This window comes from Dyella sp., assembly GCF_036384435.1.
GTDB lineage: Bacteria > Pseudomonadota > Gammaproteobacteria > Xanthomonadales > Rhodanobacteraceae > GSA-30.
Genome location: NZ_DASVMI010000134.1, coordinates 12506 through 27058 on the forward strand (window position 1 = coordinate 12506; position 14553 = coordinate 27058).

Consider the following 14553-nt stretch of genomic DNA (forward strand, 5'->3'; position numbering starts at 1 on the left):
AAGGGGTAAAAATTAAGCCGAAATTCAAAAAATCAATATTAATCAAGGCTTTGTGCCACTCGAAGACAAACCGGAAAGTATCGAGGCCCGCATCTGGCTCATGATGCGGATGAGCTTGGCGGCATAATTCGGATCGGTCGCGTAGCCGGCCTTCTGGATGCGATGCGCGGCGTCGTCGTCGCTGGCCGCCTGAGTCACATGGCTGTAGCGCGGGTTATTGCTGATGAACTGGGCATAGTCGTCGAAGGCTTCCTGGTATGAGCCGTAAGAACGGAAAGCCTGCACCATTTTCTGCGGCGCGCCGTCGACGTACTCGGTGGTCGTGGCCTGGACCACCTTGCCCTTCCAGTTGGGGCCGGCCTTGATACCGAACAGATTATGGCTGGGCGTGCCGTCCGCATTCATGATCTCGCGCCTGCCCCAGCCCGATTCCAGCGCCGCCTGCCCCATAATCAGGCTGGCAGGCACGCCGCTCTGCTGCGAGGCCGCGTTGGCCGCAGGCGACATGCGCGCCACGAAACCGGCCACATCGATCGACGATCCGTCGGCGTCCATCGCCGCGCTCTGGTCGCCGCCCTGGTTGGCGCGCAGCATGGCCAGGATTTCCGTGAGCTTGCGCCCGGACTGCAGGGGCGAAGGCGGCAGCGACGCATTCACCAGGCCCAGAGTGCTGGGATCGACGACTTCGTTCGCCTGCGCCGACGCGGGGTTCTGCCGCTGCATCTCGGCCAATAGCGATTGGGCCAGCCCGATGCCGCCGGACTGCGACAGGTTCAGCCCCATCTGCTCGTCGGCCATCGATTGCCACATATCGTCCGCCTGGCTGTGAAACAGCGGATTCTTCGGCGAGGCCTGGCGCATCTGCTTGATCATCATTTGCAGGAACAGGGCCTCGAACTGCTTGGCCACCTGCTTCTGCTTGGCTTGAAGATCGCCGGACCCGGTCTGCTCGACGTCGTGCTTGAGCTGGGCCAACTGGCCCATGTCGAAAATCGACGTCTGCTGCGTCGTTTGCGAAGGCATGCGGCTGAAAAGGTCGGCCAGGCTCATCGCCACGTCCCTTAAATGATCTCGAGGTCGGCGCGCAAAGCGCCGGCCGCCTTCATGGCCTGCAGGATGGCCAGCAAATCCTGCGGCGTGGCACCCAGCGTGTTGAGCGCGCGCACCACGTCGGCCAGGTTGGCGCTGCTGTTCAGGCGCTTGATCGTACCCGTGTCCTGCGAGACCTGGATCGACGCGTTCTGCACGGGCGTCGTCTGGCCGCCGGCGAACGCGTTAGGCTGCGATACCGCATTCTGCTGGCTGATCGACACCGACAGGTTGCCATGCGCCACGGCCACCTCGTCTATCGTCACGTTCTGGTTCATCACCACCGAGCCCGTGCGGGCATTGATGACCACCTTGGCGGGCGCCGGCGCACGGGTGATTTCCATGTCTTCCAGCCGCGCCACGAACACGGGAATCTGAGAAGGATCGGACGGTGCGCGCACGCGCACCACGCGGCCGTCAACCAAGGAGGCCGATCCCGGATAGCGCCGGTTGATCGCCGCCGTCACGTTCTCGGCCGTGCCGAAGTTGGTGCTGTGCATCTCGAAATAGATATTGCCGTCCTGCGCGATGGTGGTAGGGACGGCGCGCTCGACGGTCGCGCCTTGGTTGATGCGCCCGCCGTTGAGCGTATTGATCTGCACGCTGGAGCCGGCGGCCGAAGCGCCCGAACCGCCCACCAGGATGTTGCCCTGGGCGATGGCGTACACCTGGTTGTCGGCGCCCTTGAGCGGCGTCATCAGCAGCGTGCCGCCGCGCAGGCTCTTGGCGTTGCCCATGGCCGACACCACCACGTCCATGCCCTGCCCCGGCCGTGCAAAAGCCGGCAACGTGGCCGTCACCATCACGGCCGCCACGTTCTTGAGCTGCATATTGTTGCCGGCCGGCACAGTCACGCCCAGTCGCGACAACATATTGATCAGGCTCTGCTGAGTGAAAGGCGTCTGCGTGACCTGGTCGCCTGTACCGTCCAGGCCCACCACCAGGCCGTAGCCCACCAGTTGATTGCCGCGCACGCCTTGCAGGTTGGCCAGATCCTGCAGGCGCTCGGCGCAAACCGGGCCCGACAGCAAAACGGTGATGCCCAGCACGGCCGTACCGATGCGGCGCACCCAGCGCGCGGGCAGAAAACGAAAGATTTGCGGCGTAGCCATGACCATCAATAAGGCGAGAACATCAGGAAGAAACGCTGCAACCAGCCCATGCTCTGAACTTCGTCCATCACGCCCTTGCTGCGGAATTCGAGTCGCACGTCGGCCACTTGCGTGGACAAGATACTGTTGGAAGTGCCGTTGATCAGGCGTGGATCGACTACGCCCGAAAATTTCACGAATTCGCTGCCGCGGTTGATGGCGATGTCCTTTTCTCCGGCAACTTGCAGGTTGCCGTTGGGCAACACGCCGATCACCGTCGTGGTAATGGTGCCGCTGACGGTGTTGTTGGCACTGCTGTCGCCCTTGCCCTGGAACGCGTTCGTGCCGGAGTTGGCCCCCGTTCCGGTAGCCACTCCCGTGGTCAGCGTGGCGACCCCGCTCAGGAAGCTGGGCGTCCCGACCGCGCCCTGCGTCACCGAGCCGGTGCGATTGGAGTCGGTGGCCACGTTCTTGGTCGCCGCCGTGTTTTCCTGCAGTACCACCGTCACGACGTCGCCCACATTGTGTGGCCGGGAATCCTCGAACAATGGGTAGCTGCCGTAAACCGTGGGCTGATAGATCGCTCCGCTGGCATCCGTGGAAGCCATGGGCCGGGACGGCGGCAGCGCCGTGGTCGGCCCCGTCACGACGGGTTCTGGAGGTACGACACCGCACCCCGCCAGCAACAGCAAAACCAGCGCCGCCAAAAAGCGCGCCATCGGCATCATTGAACTACCCAACGTCGGACTACCCATCTGCTTACATCTGCGTCAGACGCTGCAGCATCTCGTCGGACGCCGTCACGGCCTTGCTGTTCATGTCGTAGGCGCGCTGAGTGGTGATCATATTCACCAGTTCCTCGGCCACGTTGACATTGGAGGTTTCCAGGTACTGCTGATAGATCGTGCCGGCGCCGTCGATACCGGGCTGCAGCACGTTGGCCGCGCCCGAGGCGTCGGTTGCCAGATACAGGTTCTGGCCGACGCTCTGCAGGCCGGCCGGGTTGATGAACGTGGCCAGTTGAATCTGCCCTACCTGCGCGCTGTTGGTCGAGCCCGGCTGGGTGACCGACACCGTGCCGTCGTTGCCGATGGTCATCGTGAGAGCATTGGCGGGGATGGTGATGGGCGGATTGAGCGGATAACCCGAAGCCGTGGTCAGTTGGCCGTTCTGGTCCGGCTCAAGGGTACCGTCGCGCGTGTAGGCCGTGCTCCCGTCGGGCATGGTCACCTGCAGAAAGCCCTTGCCGTTGATGGCGATGTTCAGATCGCTGCCAGTGTTGTTCAGATTGCCTTCGGTGAAGATCTTTTGCGTCGCCGCGACCTGGGTGCCGGTACCCAGCTGCAGGCCGGTGGGCAACTGGTTCGAGCCGCCAACCTGGGCGCCCGGCTGGCGCAGCGTCTGGTAGATCAGGTCCTGGAATACCGGCCGCGCTTGCTTGTAGCCAGTCGTCTGCACGTTCGCCAGGTTGTTGGCGATCGTGTCCAGGGCGGTCTGCTGTCCCTCCAGACCGGTCTTGGCTATCCACAGTGAACGCATCATGATGTGCTGCTCCTGGCGCCGTTACGAACGGCGCGTATTACGATTGAAAATCAAGTGATCGAGAGAATGCCGTTGGCTTTGTCCGCGTCCGTCATGGCGTCGCTGATGACTTGCATCTGCATTTCGAAACGGCGCGAGTTCTCGATCATTCCGACCATGGCCGCAGTCGGGCTGGCATTGCTGGCCTCGAGCGCGCCGGAAACCACTTGCAACGCCGGATCGGCCGGCAAAGCCGCGGCGGGTTGACCGTTGGCCTGGGTCGGCATGTGAAAGAGACCGTCGTCACCGCGTGTCAGCTGCTTGTCCGGTGCATTGACCAACTTCAGGCGCCCCAGGGTGATCAGATTATTGGGCGTATCGCCCGCACCCAACGCGGTGATGGTGCCGTCGGACGTTATGGTCAGCGTGGCCTGATCGGGCACGTCAATGGGAGCGCCCTGGTCGGACAGCACCGGTTGACCCTGCGCGGTTTGCAGCACGCCGTTGGCGCCCACCTGCAGATTGCCGTTGCGGGTGTAGGCCTCGCCCTGCCCGCTCTGCACGGCCAGCCAGCCTTGTCCATTCATCGCCACATCGAGCGCGCGGCCCGTTTCGTGGACCGCGCCCAGCTGAAAATTGCTGCTCGGCGTCGTAGCCACCGTCGTAACCCGCGTCGGCAGCGACACGTTGTCGTAGACCGGTACCGACCGGTATACGGACAACTGCTCGCGAAAACCCGGCGTGTTCGCATTGGCCAGATTGTTGGTGATCGACGCCTCTTGCTCGGTGATCCGATTGGCGCCGCTCATGGCCGTGTAGATGATGTGGTCCATCGCTTCCCGTGCTTAACGCTGCAATTTCAAACTCGATCCGGATCCGTCATCAGCTCATGTTCAAGAGCGTCTGCAGCACGCTGTCTTGCGTCTTGATGGTCTGCGCGTTGGCCTGGTAGGTGCGCTGCGCGATGATCAGGTTGACCAGCGAATTGCTGAGGTTGACGTTGGATTCTTCCAGCGCCTGCCCTTTGAGCGAAGCCAGGCCGGCTGAGCCCGGCGCGCCCGTCGTGGGCTGGCCGGAAGACTGGGTCTGGGCCCAGACGTTGCCGCTTTCGGGCTGCAGGCCTTCGGGATTGTTGAAGCGGGCCAGCGCGATCGCGCCCACCACCTGGGTCAAGCCGTTGGAGTAGCTGGCCACCAGGTTGCCATTGGTCGAGATGGTCACACCGGTGTAGTCGCCGCTGGGATTGCCGTTGGCCGTGATCTTGGGACTGAAGTCGCTGCCGTACTGGGTGACATTGCCGCCGCCGTAATTCATGGCGACGGACAGGGGCAGCGCCGGCGAGCTGGTTCCCGTGGGGAACGTATAAGTGACAGTGACGGGCGCGGTGGGATTGGTCAGCGTGCCCGACGAGTTGAAGGTCAACTGCTGGGGAGCTCCCGCAACACCCCCGACGCTCATGGCATTGCCGTCCATGTAGTAGTAGACGTTGTAGACGCTGCTGCTGCCCGACGAGGCCGACTTCACGAAGTACTCGATCATCTGGTGCGAGTTGCCCAGGGAGTCGTACACCGTGGTCGGGACCGAGTTGGTGTAGGTCGTCGAATCGTTGGGATTGAAGGTGCTGGGCAGCGCGGAGGCCACGCTGTTGGGAATCGAAGACGATAACGTGCCCGTGCCGCCGCTGGCCGTATAGGAATTGCCCGCCGAGTCCGTATACGTGCCGTTTGCCGCTGCCGTCGTGGCCGCCGCGTCCGTATAGAGCGTGGTGGTGCTGCCGCTGACCTTGTAGTAGTAGGTCGAGGAAACACCGCCAGTGGTCAATATGACCGAACCGACGCCGTTGGCGCCGAAAGGCGTCGCGTTGGCATTCAGGTTGGTCTGCACGCCAACCGTGGTGGTGGCCGCCGGCAGCATGTTGCCCTGGGGAATCTTGATCGGCTGCAAGTTGGCGCCGACGGCGGCAGCGGTAAAGGTGCTGTTGGCCGGATAACCCATGACCTGCATGCCGTTGCTGGCATTGACCAGGTCGAAGTTCGAGTCGACGTTGAGCTGGCCGTTGCGCGAGTAGAAGGTGTTCCCGGCGGTGTCCTGCAAGACGAAGAACCCCTGCCCGGCGCCGTTGATGGCGACGTCGTACTGCCCGCCGGTGGTGCTGATGTCGCCCGAAGAATAATCCTGGATGACGTTCGCCACCCCGACGCCCAGGCCTACTTGCGAGCTGGCGTAGACATCGGCGAAGGCGATCGAAGACCCCTTGTAGCCCACCGTCTGGGAGTTGGCGATGTCGTTGCCGATCACGTCCAGGTTTTGCGACGCGGCATTCAGGCCGCTAAGTCCTTGTCCGAAGCCCATGTGTATCTCGCTTAGAAGGTATGCGTAAGGTGACGACGCGGCTCGAACCGCCGCGCCGCGTCTGGTATTAAATGGAAGCGCTGTCGTCGGTCGTGGAGAAGACCTTGTACACGCCCGACAGGGAAGTCGTGCCGGCCGTTCCCAGATTCAGCACCGGGCCGCCGGAGGTATACGCCACGCTGCCGACCTGGCCGAAGGTCAGCGGGTTGACCGTGACCGCGTTGCCGTTGGCGTCGGTCGCCGTGACCGTAAAGGAATACGAGCCGTTGGTAGCCGCGGTGCCGGTGCTGCTCTTGCCGTCCCAGTCGTAGCTATAAATCCCGGCGCTCATCGAGCCCAGATTGACGGTGTTGACCACGGCGCCGCTGGCGTTGGTGATCTTCACCTGCACGTTGGACGCAGCGCCCGTCAGGTTGATGCCGAAAGGCGTGGTCACGGTAGACCCCGTGGTCGAGTCCGTGCCCAGCAGGATCGAGTTACCCTGCACCAGCACGCTCTTGCCGATGAAGGAAGTCGCGTCGATCGACTGCGACAGGCCCATCTGCGAGCTGATCGACTGCAGGGTCGTGTTCAGGTTGGTGATGCCCTCGACCGTGGAAATCTGCGCCAACTGCGAGGTCAGCTGCATGTTGTCCATCGGGCTGCTGGGATCCTGGTTCTGCAACTGAGTGGTCAGCAGCTTGAGAAACTGGTTTTCAATGCTCTGCGCGCTGGAGGCATTGTTGGCCGAGCTCAGCGCCGAAGTGTTGCTGGCATTGGTCACTGCGGAAGTGGTCGTCATGAACGCTGTCCTTGTTTAGCGGGATCCGGCCGTCACTGACCGATGGTCAGCGTCTTGGCCATCAGAGTCTTGGCTGTATTGAGCACCTCGACGTCGGCCTGGTAGGAGCGCGAGGCAGAGAGCATGTTGACCGTTTCGGCCACCGGGTTGACGTTGGGCATGGTCACGTAGCCCTGCGCGTTGGCCATGGGGTTGTTCGGGTCGTAGATCTGTTTCATGGGAGTCGGATCTTCCACGACGCCAGCCACCTTGACGCCGCCGATCTCCTGCCCCAGCGCTTGCCCCGCGGGCGGGTTGACCTGGAACACGACCTGGCGGGCGCGATAGGGTTTGCCATCCGGGCCGACCGCGCTGTCGGCGTTGGCCAAGTTGCTGGCCGCGACGTTCATGCGCTGCGACTGAGCCGTCAACGCTGAACCCGCGATGTCGAAAATGCTTAAGAGAGACATGGATCAGGGCTCCGGGATCAGCTTTGCTGGATGGCTTGCTGTAGGGTTTTCATATCGATAGAAAGCAGCTGCAGGCTGCTTTCATAGTGCATGGTGTTGTCGGCGAACTGGACACGCTCCATGTCCATGTCGACCGTGTTGCCGTCGATGCTGGGCTGGTACGGCAGCCGATACATCATGTCGATGTCCGAAGGCATGACCGCCTTGCCCGGTATGTGCCGCGGCGAGGTTAGCGTCAAATTGGTGTTGGCCAGCTTCATGCGCTGGTCCATGGCGTTCGTCATGGCCGTTTTGAAGTCGAAATCCCGAGCCTTGTAGTCGGGTGTATCGGCATTGGCGATATTGGAAGACAATACTTCCTGACGCTGCTCGCGCAACGCGATGGCCTGCTGCAAAAAGCCGAAATCCTGGGAAAGCCGGTCGATCATGCCGTTACCCCTCGGCCGCTGATGATGGAAAGATCATAGGTTTCGGTCATCCTTAATAATCAATCAAATAGACCGTTATTTCCGAGTCAATTCCGTTCTTGTGCGACGGCGTGCGCTTTTACAATTTCAGCCATGGATCGCATGCGCGCACGTCCCTGGCTCAATCGACGCCGCCTCGCCCCCCCAACGGGGTGGGCCGGGCTGGTTTTTGGCGCTTGCCTGATCGCATCGGCCGTTTTGCCCCGCCCGAGCCAGGCCCAGGCGGCTCCGGCGCAGGCGGCCCACGCCTGGCAAGATCCCGCGGCCCTGAGCGCCGCCGCCGAGAAATACCTGCGCGCCCAGTTGGCTTCGATCCCCGGCATACCGACCGTCGCCATGGATCCGCCACAGACCCAAAATCTGGCAGCGTGCACCGAACTCTTCCCCTTCATACCCGAACCTGTACACATTCGCCCCAGGATGTCGGTGGGCGTGCGCTGCGCCGCGCCGCAGACCTGGACTACCTTCGTCCAGGCAACGGTGAGCATTGCCGGGCAGTACTACGTGGCCGCCCATCAGTTGGGCATGGGCCAGATCCTGCGATCGGACGACCTCGTCGCCCACAAGGCCGACCTGGCCGCCCTGCCCGCCGATGCCGTGCTCGATCCAAGCCAGGCAATCGGCATGAAGTTGGCCTCGGCCATGATGGCTGGGCAAATGTTGCGCACCGACAACTTGCGCAGCGCCATGTACATACAGCGCGGCCAGTCCGTTCAGCTGGTCGTCAATGGCCAAGGATTCCGGGTCAGCACCCAGGGCAAGGCCATGACCAGCGCAGGCCCGGGCGAGCGCATTCAGGTGCGCAATGCCAACGGGCAGGTCATCAGTGGCGTCGTGAGCCGCTCGGGCGAGGTGGACGTTCCTCTTTGATATTGCTAGATTCCCATTTGTAACTAAACTGTTCGATTTGAAGGGTTGTACAACGGTCGGTTCCGCAGCCTAAAGTTGCGCGAACTGTCGCCGTTACAATAAGCATGAACGGAGGGCGGCTGATATTGGCTGCCAGCGCAGTACCCGCCGCGCAGTCCCGGAGAACACCTTGAAAATCACCAACACGACCGTAACCACCCCCGCAGGGGTTGTTGTCCGCACCGACGTTACCCGCCCCCAGGGCAGCGGTAGCTCGGGTTCGGCCGTGTCCGCCACCAGCAGCTCACAAGTCGACCTGAGCCCCGCTTCGCAACAGTTGCTGGCTCTGCAGAACGACGACCACGATATCGACACCAATCGCGTGCAGACTATTCGCGACGCCATCGCGTCCGGGCAATACACGGTCGACCCCAGCCGCATCACGGACGGCCTGATCGCCAGCATTCAGGAATTGCTGAAGTAGTCCACCTGGCCTAGACTGGCGGCATCTCTCTTTTTTGTGCGCTACACGCCATGATCACATCGCTGCAACAATGCCTCGAGCGCGAAGCCGAGCTCATCGAGGCATTCATCGCCGCCCTTGCAGACGAAACCCTGGCCCTGCTCGACCGCAAAGCCAACGAGGCGCTCATCAAGGCTGCGCAGGCCAAGGAAACCCTGGCCAACGATCTCATCGAACTGAATGCGCAAAGAGACGAAATCCTGGCCCAGATGGGTCTGCCGGACGGGCATGCCGGCACCGAACAGGCCGTCGGCCAGTTTCCTGAGCTCGGCGAGATCTGGGAACGGTTGTTGCGCCTGACCAAAGTGGCTCGCGACAAGAACGAGCACAACGGCATTCTGGTGCGCAGCAGCTTGCAGTACACCGAAAAGTCACTCGATGCCCTGCACAACATCACGTTGAAGGTCAGCCCTTCCCAGACTTACACCGCGCAGGGTCGCAGCGGCCAGCCGGGATACGGCGTGCGCAGCATCGTCGCCCGCTGACGGGCGAGCGTATACGACGCCTCACAAGAGATCGGCTGCGTCAAAATTCGAGCAGCCGCCCTATTCCGCCATCTCCAGCATCGCATAGCACTTCAGTAGCGCCGCGGACAGTAGCGCCGCGGAAGGCTTGCGACCGCCGCTTACCGCCTGCAAGAGGTGGCGTACGCTGGCGGCTTCGGATGTATTGAGCAGCTGCCAACAGGCGGCGCCCAGTTGGCACGCATACAAGGCCTGGCGCGACAGGGACTGCGCTCCGGCCGGCATCGACATGGCCGTCCAGGCTTGCACCATATGACGGAACGCCGGTTTGGCTTGCTCGGCCAACAACAGCCAGCGCGCGATCGTGCCCGCATCGGCCTGTGAAGCCTTCACATTGGTCAGGCCGTACACGTGATGCGCGACCTTACCGGTGCCGGGATCGACCAGTTTTGCGCTCACCATGCGCAGCAGCAACGCATCCTGCCCGCGCGCCGGCAGTTCGACTTCGGTACCGCCAGCCCATAGATCGAAAACGATCTCCCGGGTCTCGGATTGGGACATGCTCACGCGATCGCAAGGGATATAGCCCAGGCTTTTGGCCGCTGCCGACAAGGTGGTCGAGGTGTAATCCTGTATCACGCTCGCAGTCGCCGCACCGCGTGCCACCCATGCGATGCCCTGTTCGGACAGCGTATGGCACAGGCCGGCCGTGATCGTATCGATCAGGTGCACTTGCGGCACGCCCGCCAACTCCTCGCCCAGTGTCCTGGCGCGCGCCGCCAGCGCCTCGGCGGCGTTGTCGGAGATAGCTTCCTCCTGCGCATAGGCAGCGTGCGTGCCATGCGCCAGCATCAGTTGCGGCACCGGCGCCGCCAGCGCCATGCCTCGATCGCTCATCAGCAGCGTGGCGTGCAGCGTGCCCGTGGGCACGCCGTCGCCCTTCATGGCAGCCTTGCCATGCACGGCCAGCACATACCGTTCGCAGCTACGCGAGTAGACCCCTCGCACCAGTTCGATGCCGGCTTTGGCAATGGCTTCGGGCGCCGGCAATGCATCGCCGGATCCCGTCTGCCGCCAATTGGCGCGCGCCTGGGCGCAGGCCGGATCCGTGTCCAGCCACTCCATTGCTTTTTCCAGCTCGACTTCGGCACCGGCCTGCCGCGGCAACAAGGCGCTTGCCAGCATCTGCCTGCGACGCGAAGCATCGGCATTGCGGGTCTTGCCGCTCGCGCGCAGCAGCGATGCCATATCGCCCTCGCTAGGCGCGTACAAGGCAGAGGATTGGCTGGGCGTCGCCAGGGCACGGTCGACCAGCAGTTGCGCGTCGGCGACTTCCATGTCTTCAGGCACTTTCTGTCCAATGGAGACGTAATGGATAGGCAAGCGATGGCGTATCGCCGTATCCAGCGACGAGCCGATGCGCGTAGCTTCGTCGAGCTTGGTGATGATGCAGCCGGCCACATCGTCGCCGGCGCCGTTGCGATAGGAATGCGCCACTTCGTCGAGCGTATCGCCCTGACTGGCGGCATTGAGCACCAGCAAACGGCGTACCTGCCGGTCGGCCGAAGTGAGAAGCGCCGCCTGAAGCGCCACATTGCGATGCCGCTGGCTGATGCCCGTTGTGTCGATCAGGATGAACTTGCGGTTGCCCAATTGACCCAGTGCCTGCTTGAGCTCGTCGGCATCGCTTACCGAATGCGCGGGCACGCCCAGCAGGCGGCCATAAATCTGCAGTTGCTCGACCGCGCCAATACGGAACATGTCCGTGGTCAGCATCGCCACCTGCTCGCGCCCAGCCCGCGCCACGCAGCGCGCCGCCAGCTTGGCCAGGGTCGTGGTCTTGCCAACGCCGGTGGGTCCGACCAGCGCATAAACGCCGCCGTCGCTCAGGAACTCGTCTTCGCTGCGCAATACCGGCAGGTGCGTCACCAGTTCGTTGCGCGCCCAGACCATTGCCGCCTGTCGATCGCAATCGGCGGGCATGCGTTCAATCAAGGTCCGAACGATGGGCATGCTGAATCCCGCTTCGAGCAGCACGCGAAACAGCATGGCGTTGACCGGCTCGGCGCCCGGGCCGTTCGAACCGCCCCACAGCAGCCCATCCATGCGTGATTCGAGCGAACCGCGCAAAGCATTGATCGCCGCCTGCACCTGCATGCCCGCTTGATAGTTCGCATCCAAGGGCGGCGGCGGCGGATTCGCGGCGCCCGGCATTGGGGCGTCCGGCATGCGAGTCATGTCCGAAACCGGCGCAGGCGCGCTTTTCTTCGTTGCGGACCGCAGCTTGGATTTCTTCGGTTCAAGCTTGGGCGCGACCTCCGGCTTGGGCTCCAACGGACGCATGTGCGGCAGGTCGGCGGCTGGCGCGGATTCCGCTTGTTGAGTGCGCTTCGGTTTGATTCTTTCGGTGGAATCTTGCGCAGGCAACGGCTCTTGCCCGGCATCTTGCCGCGCTGCGGGTTGCTCCAATTTTTCCCGGGCCACGGCCTGATCCGCTTCGGGCGGTGCAGGTTTCGCGGCCCGCGCCGGTTCTTCGGCGGCTCCTTGCTGCGCGGTCCGCTGCTGTCTTGCCGCGGCGGCAGCGGCAGCATAAGCAGCTGCCATGGCCGGCCTCATGAGACGCGGCGGTGGTGCGAAGGCAGGCGGCTCGGGCAATGCGGGGGGACGGTAATCTGGTGTGGCGGCGGGCCTGACCACGGAAGGCACGGGTGCCTCCGACTGGCTCGCCATCTCGTCGGCATGCAGGCTGCTCGGCGTATCCAGCGTCGCCACGATTTCCACGCTGCCGTCGACGATGCGGTTGGAGACGATGAGCGCATCCTCTCCCAGCGCTTCGCGCACCTGGCGCAGAGCGTCTCGCGTGGTCGCACCTACGAATCGGCTCAGCTTCATTCGCCCGAACCTCCAATCAGAGCCGTGACGCGGACGACGCGCTCATCGGGAATTTCCGCATTGGACAAGACCCCCAGCTGCGGCAAGTGATGGCGCAGGAAGCGCGACAACGCCGCGCGCAGCGGCGGCGGTACCAGCAGCACCGGCGCATTGCCCTGCGCCTCCTGCCGCGCCACGCAGGCTTCGGTTTCGCGCAACAGCGTTTCGGCCAAGCCGGGTTCGAGTCCGCCGCTGGTCGTCATCGCCTGCATCAGTACGCGTTCGAGTTTCACGTCCAGCCCGATCACGCGCAAATCGCCATCGCCGGGGAACCACTGCTGCGTAATGGCGCGGCCCAGCGCGCGGCGCGACAGCGCGATCAGCTCGCCTACATCGGGCTGCCCGCCCGTATTGGCAGCCAATGCCGTCAAGCGCGGCGCATGCTCGTTGACGGTGTCGATGATGGTACGCATGTCGCGTATCGGCACTTCTTCGGACAAGAGGCCCTGCAGCAGCTTCTGGAAGGTGGTAAGGGAGATCGTCTTGGGAACGAAGTCCTCCACCAGCTTGGGAGACTCGCGGCCCAACCGTTCGAGCAGCTGCTGCACCTCCTGGCGGCCCAGCAGATTGGCGCCATGGCGATGCATGAGATGGTTCAGATGCGTGGCCACTACTGTACTGGCGTCGACCACGGTATAGCCCGCCACTTGCGCCTGATCGCGCAAGGCCACGTCAATCCACAACGCCGGCAGGCCGAAAGCCGGATCGGTGGTCGGCGTGCCTTTGATCTGCTGGCTCACGCCGCCCGGATCGATGGCGAGCCACTGGTTGGGAATCGACATGCCCCGGCCGATCTCCACCCCCGACAACAGAATGCGGTAATCATTGGGCTTGAGTTCCAGATTGTCGCGAATGTGCACCACCGGCGGCAGGAAGCCCACGTCCTGTGCGAACTTCTTGCGCAAGCTGCGGATGCGATGCAGCAGCTCGCCATTTTGCGCATGATCGACCAGCGGGATCATGCGGTAGCCCACCTCCAGGCCCAGTTGATCGACCATGGACACGTCGTCCCAGCTGGCTTCCGCCGCGGCGGCCTGGGCCTTGGCTTGCGCTTCCTGCGGCGCCTGGCTCAGGGTGGCCGCCTTGGCCAGGTCGCGCTTGCGTATCTCCCAGCCCAGGCCGCCCAGGATCGCCGCCAGCGTCAGGAAGGCAATGTGCGGCATATTGGGAATCAGACCCATGATGCCGATAATGCCCGCGGTCAGGAACAGCACGCTGGGGTTGGAAAACAGCTGCCCCAGCAACTGCTCGCCCACGTCCTCGCCGGTCGACACGCGCGACACCACCACACCGGCCGCGGTCGATATCACCAGCGCCGGAATCTGCGCCACCAAACCGTCGCCGATGGTCAGAAGCGTATAGGTCTTGCCCGCTTCGCCAATGGGCATGCCGTGCTGGGCCATACCCACGATCAGGCCGCCCAGAATGTTGATCACCATGATGAGCACGCCGGCGATCGCATCGCCGCGCACGAACTTGCTCGCGCCATCCATGGAACCGAAGAAATCCGCTTCCTGGGCGATCTCCATGCGCCGGCGCCGCGCGTCGTCCTCGCCGATCATGCCGGCATTCAGGTCGGCGTCGATGGCCATCTGCTTGCCGGGCATGGCATCCAAGGTGAAGCGCGCGCCGACTTCGGCGATACGCCCCGCACCCTTGGTGATGACGATGAAGTTGATGATGGTGAGGATGACGAAGACGACGATGCCGACAGCGAAATTGCCGCCCACGAGAAAGTGGCCGAAAGCCCCGATCACCTTGCCCGCGGCGTCCGGGCCGGCATGACCGTGCAACAGCACGACGCGGGTCGATGCCACGTTCAGCGACAGGCGCAGCAGCGTGGCAAACAGCAGCACGGTCGGAAAAGCCGCGAAATCCAGCGGCTTGCGCGTGAACATCGCCACCAGCAGGATCATCACCGACAAAGAGATATTGAAGGTGAAAAGCAGGTCCAGCAGGAAGGTGGGCAGAGGCAGCACCATCATGCCCAGCACCAGCAGGATCAGCGCAGGACCAGCCAGGAACCGCGCGTTCGC

General features: G+C 63.3%; 14 protein-coding genes. 3 read left to right on the top strand and 11 right to left on the bottom strand.

What is annotated here, in order from left to right; all coding sequences use genetic code 11:
* Positions 1-42: 42 nt before the first annotated feature.
* The 9 genes from flgJ to flgB all read right to left on the bottom strand — a co-directional run bounded on the left by flgJ (position 43) and on the right by flgB (position 7711).
* On the bottom strand, positions 43-1050 hold the full coding sequence (gene flgJ, locus VF436_RS13025; protein WP_330904454.1) for a flagellar assembly peptidoglycan hydrolase FlgJ: 1008 nt from the start codon (positions 1048-1050) through the stop codon (positions 43-45).
* A gap of 11 nt (positions 1051-1061) precedes the next feature.
* A complete protein-coding gene (locus VF436_RS13030) occupies positions 1062-2201 on the bottom strand; it encodes a flagellar basal body P-ring protein FlgI (RefSeq protein ID WP_330904455.1) in 1140 nt (379 codons plus the stop codon).
* A gap of 5 nt (positions 2202-2206) precedes the next feature.
* Complete coding sequence (locus VF436_RS13035; protein WP_330904456.1) at positions 2207-2899, bottom strand: flagellar basal body L-ring protein FlgH; 693 nt, start codon at positions 2897-2899, stop codon at positions 2207-2209.
* A 40-nt stretch (positions 2900-2939) separates the two neighbouring features.
* Positions 2940-3722 carry a flagellar basal-body rod protein FlgG gene (gene flgG, locus VF436_RS13040; RefSeq protein ID WP_330904457.1) on the bottom strand — a complete coding sequence of 261 codons (783 nt, stop codon included), beginning with the start codon at positions 3720-3722 and terminating at the stop codon, positions 2940-2942.
* A 50-nt stretch (positions 3723-3772) separates the two neighbouring features.
* On the bottom strand, positions 3773-4534 hold the full coding sequence (gene flgF, locus VF436_RS13045) for a flagellar basal-body rod protein FlgF (protein ID WP_330904458.1): 762 nt from the start codon (positions 4532-4534) through the stop codon (positions 3773-3775).
* Positions 4535-4583: 49 nt separating this feature from the next.
* Complete coding sequence (locus tag VF436_RS13050; protein WP_330904459.1) at positions 4584-6053, bottom strand: flagellar hook-basal body complex protein; 1470 nt, start codon at positions 6051-6053, stop codon at positions 4584-4586.
* 67 nt (positions 6054-6120) lie between these two features.
* Positions 6121-6834 (bottom strand): flagellar hook capping FlgD N-terminal domain-containing protein, encoded by a 714-nt coding sequence (locus VF436_RS13055; protein WP_330904460.1) that lies wholly within the window; start codon positions 6832-6834, stop codon positions 6121-6123.
* Positions 6835-6866: 32 nt separating this feature from the next.
* Positions 6867-7283 (bottom strand): flagellar basal body rod protein FlgC, encoded by a 417-nt coding sequence (gene flgC, locus VF436_RS13060; RefSeq protein ID WP_330904461.1) that lies wholly within the window; start codon positions 7281-7283, stop codon positions 6867-6869.
* Positions 7284-7300: 17 nt separating this feature from the next.
* Complete coding sequence (gene flgB, locus VF436_RS13065) at positions 7301-7711, bottom strand: flagellar basal body rod protein FlgB (RefSeq protein ID WP_330904462.1); 411 nt, start codon at positions 7709-7711, stop codon at positions 7301-7303.
* 141 nt (positions 7712-7852) lie between these two features.
* On the opposite strand from flgB, the gene flgA reads away from it, so the two are divergent.
* The 3 genes from flgA (at position 7853) to VF436_RS13080 (ending at position 9607) form a co-directional block, all read left to right on the top strand.
* Entirely contained in the window at positions 7853-8620 is a 768-nt protein-coding gene (flgA, locus tag VF436_RS13070) for a flagellar basal body P-ring formation chaperone FlgA (protein WP_330904463.1), read from the top strand.
* A 169-nt stretch (positions 8621-8789) separates the two neighbouring features.
* Positions 8790-9083 carry a flagellar biosynthesis anti-sigma factor FlgM gene (gene flgM / locus VF436_RS13075; protein WP_330904464.1) on the top strand — a complete coding sequence of 98 codons (294 nt, stop codon included), beginning with the start codon at positions 8790-8792 and terminating at the stop codon, positions 9081-9083.
* A gap of 50 nt (positions 9084-9133) precedes the next feature.
* On the top strand, positions 9134-9607 hold the full coding sequence (locus VF436_RS13080) for a flagellar protein FlgN (RefSeq protein WP_330904465.1): 474 nt from the start codon (positions 9134-9136) through the stop codon (positions 9605-9607).
* Between the two features lie 60 nt (positions 9608-9667).
* Here VF436_RS13080 and flhF read toward each other — a convergent pair whose 3' ends face one another.
* The gene (flhF, locus tag VF436_RS13085; RefSeq protein ID WP_330904466.1) at positions 9668-12478 is read right to left on the bottom strand and encodes a flagellar biosynthesis protein FlhF; all 2811 of its coding nucleotides are present in this window, start codon (positions 12476-12478) and stop codon (positions 9668-9670) included.
* Entirely contained in the window at positions 12475-14538 is a 2064-nt protein-coding gene (gene flhA / locus VF436_RS13090; RefSeq protein ID WP_414649852.1) for a flagellar biosynthesis protein FlhA, read from the bottom strand. The genes flhF and flhA overlap by 4 nt, the downstream gene beginning before the upstream one ends.
* Between the last annotated feature and the right edge of the window lie 15 nt (positions 14539-14553).

Excerpts from the sequence above, each read along its gene's own strand:
- VF436_RS13080 (WP_330904465.1), top strand. The coding sequence starts at position 9,134 with ATGATCACATCGCTGCAACAATGCCTCGAGCGCGAAGCCGAGCTCATC.
- flgJ (WP_330904454.1), bottom strand. The coding sequence starts at position 1,050 with ATGAGCCTGGCCGACCTTTTCAGCCGCATGCCTTCGCAAACGACGCAG.
- flgA (WP_330904463.1), top strand. The coding sequence starts at position 7,853 with ATGCGCGCACGTCCCTGGCTCAATCGACGCCGCCTCGCCCCCCCAACG.
- VF436_RS13055 (WP_330904460.1), bottom strand. The coding sequence starts at position 6,834 with ATGACGACCACTTCCGCAGTGACCAATGCCAGCAACACTTCGGCGCTG.
- flhF (WP_330904466.1), bottom strand. The coding sequence starts at position 12,478 with ATGAAGCTGAGCCGATTCGTAGGTGCGACCACGCGAGACGCTCTGCGC.
- VF436_RS13030 (WP_330904455.1), bottom strand. The coding sequence starts at position 2,201 with ATGGCTACGCCGCAAATCTTTCGTTTTCTGCCCGCGCGCTGGGTGCGC.
- flgB (WP_330904462.1), bottom strand. The coding sequence starts at position 7,711 with ATGATCGACCGGCTTTCCCAGGATTTCGGCTTTTTGCAGCAGGCCATC.
- flgG (WP_330904457.1), bottom strand. The coding sequence starts at position 3,722 with ATGATGCGTTCACTGTGGATAGCCAAGACCGGTCTGGAGGGACAGCAG.
- VF436_RS13050 (WP_330904459.1), bottom strand. The coding sequence starts at position 6,053 with ATGGGCTTCGGACAAGGACTTAGCGGCCTGAATGCCGCGTCGCAAAAC.
- VF436_RS13035 (WP_330904456.1), bottom strand. The coding sequence starts at position 2,899 with ATGGCGCGCTTTTTGGCGGCGCTGGTTTTGCTGTTGCTGGCGGGGTGC.
- flgC (WP_330904461.1), bottom strand. The coding sequence starts at position 7,283 with ATGTCTCTCTTAAGCATTTTCGACATCGCGGGTTCAGCGTTGACGGCT.
- flgF (WP_330904458.1), bottom strand. The coding sequence starts at position 4,534 with ATGGACCACATCATCTACACGGCCATGAGCGGCGCCAATCGGATCACC.